Origin of the sequence: Streptococcus mitis, assembly GCF_001074635.1 — a bacterium.
Taxonomy (GTDB): Bacteria; Bacillota; Bacilli; order Lactobacillales; family Streptococcaceae; genus Streptococcus; species Streptococcus mitis_E.
In genome coordinates this window covers 1-4,756 of the sequence record NZ_JUQO01000080.1, presented here as the reverse complement: position 1 = coordinate 4,756, position 4,756 = coordinate 1, and the positions used below count along the sequence as shown (strand labels likewise).

Sequence of the window (4,756 nt, the reverse complement as noted above, 5' to 3'; positions counted from 1 at the left end):
CTTTTTCGTATTTTACTGGGGATGGGATTGTTTCTACTTCTACTTTATCTTTCACCCCATCTTTCTTGAACACTTCATCAAGTGTATTTTTAGTAGTCTGTCCTGTATCAGGATCTTTCATACTCACAGTTGTTGACTTAATGATGTCATCTCCGCGTTTACTATATACAGCAGTTTCTCCAACTTTTTCTACAGATTTAACTGTTGTAATTTTTTTATCTTGATAACCTGTCCCATCTAAAGAAATTCGTTTCCCAGATATAAACTCTGATCGTCTATTAATCATATCGGCTTCAAAATAAGAACGTGAACTATGACCTCCACTGGTTCGTCCAACATTTATAACAACATCACTATCATTGCTGACACCTTTTCTTATCGTCGAATCATTATCAACAATATAATGAGTCAATTTCCCTGACTTAGCTATTTTTTTACTGTCTAAACCTTTCTGCCAAAATTCACGTTTGGAAACCAAACTTGTCACTACTTTTGGGGCATTAAATGTTGTTCCTTTTTTTAATACATTATTATAAAAGTTTCTATAAGCCAGCTGTTCTTTAGTAGACATGACTCTGCTGTCAGAATATGCCAACTGATAGGCTTCAACCATTGCCCGTTGTACTAAATATCCTCCTAAAGAATGGCCTGTCAAATAAAGATTGGTAATACTCTTATCTTTAGCTAGTTCACGCATGATATTTTCTGCATCTATCCCCTGTTGAGGATTTCCTCCGGTCCCCAGAGTTATATCTGCTTTAATATCTTTCACATCACTTGTTCCACGAAATGCTAACACTTGTGCAGTTCCATTTGGTAAATATAAGAAATCACTCTTAGTTTCATACAAGACAGCATCTAGTCCGCTAGAGGTATGATAACTTTTTTTCCTTTCCCAATAAGGCCCCAACTCCCTATTCATCATCATGTATTCATAGCGTGGTTTACTTTCGCCTTTCTTTTTGTATAAATCCGCCTCTGTTAATTGCTTCTTATTATTTAAAACTTTATCAATATAATCATCATCACGGTAGGACAATTCCATGAACATAATCATATCGCGCTCACTGACATTCCATTTTAATTTTTCATCTGACTTTTCGTCACTATCAATAATACCATCACCATCAGTATCTTCTAACATAGGATGACTATTATAGCCTACATACTTTTTCCCGTCTTTTTCATAAATATAAAGTTCTTCTTTATCCTTCAAGTAGTCATTATCTGTATAAGCTTCTGGACTTAATTGAGGGCCGTTTAACAATAAACTATCAAGCTTATTACCTTCTGAACCGATTACTCCTGCTTTTATTTGCTTAGCATACTCATCAGTTAATTCATACTTTTTAACCTCGGAAGGATTTGATGCTGCTCTCACCGCTGGAGTGCTTGATCTGTCTTCACCCGCCACGGAAGCCCTGGTGGTCAAGCTATTATTTTCCTTATCCCCAGATGTGACGGGTTCTGTAGTCCTTGTAGATCCTATTGGAACATCTCTGGTATCTAACTCAGAAGAAGTATTATTTTGATTACCTGGTATAGGTTGCACTTCTTCTCTTTTCTCCACAGAAGGTAGAGAATTTTCCGTAGAAGCAAGCACTCCCTGAGATGGTGTAAACAAGGCAATTCCTATTAATACAGAAGCCACTCCAACAGAAAACTTTCGAATCGAAAAACGTTGACGTTTATTAAAAATATCTTTCATTTTACCAACTTTCTTTCTAACTATTTTTTACAAAATAGAGGGTTCTAATATTTTGCCTTGACAGAAAACTAGATCATTTCTTGACTAAAATTTTAGAGCTTTTCCTCTACTTGATTATAAGCTACTACATTGATTTCTAATCATAGAAAAATGGATTGCTTAATATTACTAAAATATCAGTAAAATATAAAAAAATGTAAATATTTTACTTTCAACACTGCCATTATACCATAAAAAATCATAACACTCATGTGTTTTAAAAAAGGTTTGTCAAAAAGTTTTCAAAATCAAAAAACGCATAATATCAGGTCTTGAAAACCTTAATACTATGCGTTTTATCTTATATAATTTACTAGATTTGCAACTACTATTGGATTTTTATCCAACTCTGTCAAATCTAGATTTTTTCTTCTTTGATATCAATCACAATCTCTTCTGATTCATCAAAAGTTTCGGCCTTTTCTTGCCATTGCTCCTTGAAATTATTGAATTGATTTTTTGATGCTTCTGTCGCTTGACGGGCACATGATTTGGCTTGAGCAAGTACACTGTCCACAGTGATTTCACCTGACTCAACCTGTTCTTTGGTTTTCAGAACAAAATCTATAGCCTGATCCTTAACTTCTGTCAGTTTTTCACAGACCTGCTCCTTGGCATACTCAGGATCTTCTCTCAAATCATCTAGAAAATCTTGAGCCTGACTGCAAACTTGTTTGCCCTTATCGCTTGTTAAAAACAAGGCAAGAGCTGCACCTGAAACGGTTCCTAAAAGGATTGAGGATAATTTACCCATAAGGATTCTCCTTTGTTATTTTTTGAAAAATTTACTTGCAAGACGAAGAGCTGACAAACTTGCACCAGTCTTGAGTGTTTTTGAACCAGCTGATGAAGCTTTCTTGCTCAAGACACGCGCATGGTCATTAAGGTCTGAAACAGATAGAGATAAATCTGCAACAGCACTAAAGAGTGGATCAATCGTTGCTACCTTGACATTGATATCATCTGCCAAGACATTGACCTTAGCCAGCAATTCATTGGTATGATGTAAGGTCACATCTACATCTGAAGTCAAGGTTTTAATCGTCTTCTCTGTTTCATCAATAACACGGCCAAGCTTTTGTACAGTAATGATAAGATACACTAAAAAGACAATCAAAGCAAAGGCTACAAGAATATATGCAACTTCTAACATTTAATTTTCCTCCTCTGAAATATAGTAAGGGGCCTTCTTTCGATTTTGATATAGAATGATAAAAATACCCAGTCCGATAAGGACAACTGAAAGCCATTGAGACACTCGAAGGCCAAAGAACATGAGACTATCTGTCCGCATGCCTTCGATGACCATACGACCGAAACCATACCAAATCAGGTAGAAAGCAGTGATATGACCTCGTCTGAGACTCTTCCATTTTCGTCTGAATATCAGAATCAAGGCAAAGCCAAGTAGATTCCATAGAGACTCATAAAGGAAGGTCGGTTGACGGTAGCTCCCCTCAATATACATCTGGTCACGAATAAAGCCAGGTAGATAATCCAGATTATCCACTGCTGCACCATAGGCTTCTTGGTTAAAGAAATTACCCCAACGCCCCAAACTTTGGGCAATCATGACGCTAGGTGCCGCGATATCTAGGAAATCCCAAGTGTTGATAAGTTTGCGATCAGCAAAGATATAGAGTACAAGGGCACCAGTTATCAAACCACCGTAGATGGCCAAACCACCATTCCAAATGGCAAAAATCTCTCCTACATTCTGACTATAGTAATCCAAACGGAAAATGACATAGTAGAGACGAGCTCCTAAAATAGCCAAGGGAAAGGCTACTAAGATAAAATCTAAAATATCGTCTGGTATGATCTTCTTTCTAGGCGCTTCTTTCATGGTCAAATAAACCGCAAGAATCAAGCCTGTCACAATACACAAGGCATACCAACGAATGGCTAGGGGGCCTAGTTGAATAGCAATTGGATCAAGCATTTGGCACCTCATTTCGAGCGATGAGACTTGTCAGCCGTTCTTCGAACAAACGGGTCGCATCAAAGCCCATTTCCTTGGCACGATAATTCATGGCAGCTGCCTCAATCACGACAGAAATATTACGACCTGTTTTAACTGGAATGCGGATACGAGGAATGGCTACACCAGAAATTTCAAGTTCCTCTGGATTGTTGCCAAGACGATCAAAAGTTTTATGCGTATCGTAATTTTCCAAATAGACAGCAAGCTGAACCTGTGAAGAATCCTTGACCGCACTCGCACCGTAGAGACTCATAACATCGATAATCCCAACCCCACGAATTTCAATCAGGTGTCTCAAGATTTCAGCCGGTTCACCCCAAAGAGTAATCTCATCCTTGGCAAAGATATCGACCCGGTCATCAGCTACCAAGCGGTGACCACGTTTGACAAGCTCTAGACCTGTCTCACTCTTACCGATTCCACTATCGCCCTGAATCAAGACACCCATTCCATAGATATCCATCAAGACACCGTGCACACTGGTCCGTTCTGCCAAACGAGAATCCAGATAACTAGATAACTCTCCAGACAAACGACTAGTAGCTGTACGGCTGGTTAAAATAGCAATCTTACATTCTCTGGCTGCCTTTAACATCTCCTCTGGAACCACCAAACCACGGGCAACAATGACCGCAGGTGTCTCAGGTAGAAACATTTTTTTCAAAACTTCATAACGGCTGTTAGAAGGCATGCTAATCAGATAAGACCACTCCTTCATCCCCAAGAGCTGGATCCGCTCTGGCGTATAGTAGTCAAAATAACCTGTCATTTCAAGACCAGGTCGCGTAATATCCGCTGTATTGATTTCCTTTTCAAGCAATTCTGGTTCGCCATAGACAATGTCTAGTCTAAGCTTTTCAATCACTTCTTTTACTAAAACCGACATCATTTCCTCCTTCAATCGAGTTCTTTTTACTATTATATCAAATTGTAGGAGGAAGTTTCAGATTTTTGCAGGCTTTGGAGTATTTATTTATACTCAATGAAAATCAAAGAGCAAACTAGGAAACTAGCCGCAGGTTGCT

At 38.3% G+C, this 4,756-nt stretch carries 5 protein-coding genes; all 5 read right to left on the bottom strand.

What is annotated here, in order from left to right; translation table 11 throughout:
• Positions 1 to 1,708 (bottom strand): YSIRK-type signal peptide-containing protein (locus tag ADI58_RS03520; protein WP_049521486.1); only part of this gene is annotated, 1,708 nt, incomplete at its 3' end.
• 397 nt (positions 1,709 to 2,105) lie between these two features.
• A complete protein-coding gene (locus ADI58_RS03515; RefSeq protein WP_049521485.1) occupies positions 2,106 to 2,501 on the bottom strand; it encodes a YtxH domain-containing protein in 396 nt (131 codons plus the stop codon).
• Positions 2,502 to 2,516: 15 nt separating this feature from the next.
• A complete protein-coding gene (locus ADI58_RS03510) occupies positions 2,517 to 2,900 on the bottom strand; it encodes a DUF948 domain-containing protein (protein WP_049521484.1) in 384 nt (127 codons plus the stop codon).
• On the bottom strand, positions 2,901 to 3,689 hold the full coding sequence (lgt, locus tag ADI58_RS03505; protein WP_049521483.1) for a prolipoprotein diacylglyceryl transferase: 789 nt from the start codon (positions 3,687 to 3,689) through the stop codon (positions 2,901 to 2,903). It abuts the gene before it with no gap.
• A complete protein-coding gene (hprK, locus tag ADI58_RS03500; protein WP_049521482.1) occupies positions 3,682 to 4,617 on the bottom strand; it encodes an HPr(Ser) kinase/phosphatase in 936 nt (311 codons plus the stop codon). Before hprK ends, lgt begins: the two co-directional genes overlap by 8 nt.
• Positions 4,618 to 4,756: the final 139 nt, after the last annotated feature.